Source organism: Vibrio sp. Vb0349, assembly GCF_033338975.1.
The window spans coordinates 1-1,095 of sequence record NZ_JAWOTS010000390.1; the positions used below are offsets into that span (position 1 = coordinate 1).

The window sequence follows — 1,095 nt, forward strand, 5'->3', positions numbered from 1 at the left end:
CGCTATCAGCCTCGATGTCGACTACTGGTGCAACCGTAAAGTCCACCGTTTGGTTAACGCTTTCACCGCTTGGGTCTTTAGCTGTAAACGTAATTGTCTCTTTGCCATTCCAATCCGCTGTCGGAGTGATTGTGGCGACGCCATTCACAATAGAAATTTGGATGCTGTTATTGCCAGAGACTGAGAATTCTAGCGAGGAATCAGAATCTTTGAATACTTCATTCAAGTCGATCGTGTATGCATCGAAATCTTCCGATAACACTTGGTCTGCAATGGCATTTTCAACAGTCGGTGCATCGTTAACACGATTCACAATCAAACTGTCACTGTCGTTAGCTGTTGGATTAACACCATCCGATACTGACGCGCTGATAGTCAGGTCTTTAAGGTTAAGTTCATCATTATTAACTGCATCAACGCCTGCTTGAGTCAGCTTGACTTCATTGCCAACCAACACGAAGTAGCCGTTTGAGTTGTTTTCTAAAGAAACGGTTAATTGGTCTTCAGGCGTGTCAGTATCGCGAACCGTTAAGGTTGCGACTACCGTATCAGTGCTCACTGCATCTTCAGTGATGCTTTCTACTGCATCAACCTTGATGGTTGGCGCATCGTTCACTGGATTTACTGTAACAGTTACTTTCGCTTCGTCGGTCAATTGACCGTCCGTTACGGTGTAGGTGATTTCAGCGTGGCCATTGAAGTTTTCTACCGGTGTGAAAACAAGTTTGCCATCCACCACTTCAACCGTACCCTGCTCCTTAGGAACAGAGGCTGATTCAATACTCAGCTTATCGCCATCCACGTCGGTGTCGTTAGTCAGTACATCAATGGTAACTGCGGTGTCTTCTTGTGTCGTAGCGATGTCATCTTTCGCCACTGGCGCATCGTTGACCGGTGTTACATTGACAGTGATGGTGGTGGATTCAGACACTCCACCTGATGTCACGACGTAAGTGAAAGTATCTTTACCGACGTAGTTATCATCTGGTGTGTAGGTCACCGTACCATCGTTGTTTACGATGACGGAGCCATTTTTAGGACCATTATCAGCATCCAAAGACACCACTTTATCAGTGCTTTCAAACGTATCGTTAC

At 45.8% G+C, this 1,095-nt stretch carries 1 protein-coding gene; it reads right to left on the reverse strand.

The annotated features are described in order from the left end of the window. Window positions 1–1,095, reverse strand: a 1,095-nt coding sequence (locus R7Q47_RS26075) for a tandem-95 repeat protein (protein WP_318090239.1), incomplete at both ends; no start/stop codon positions are given.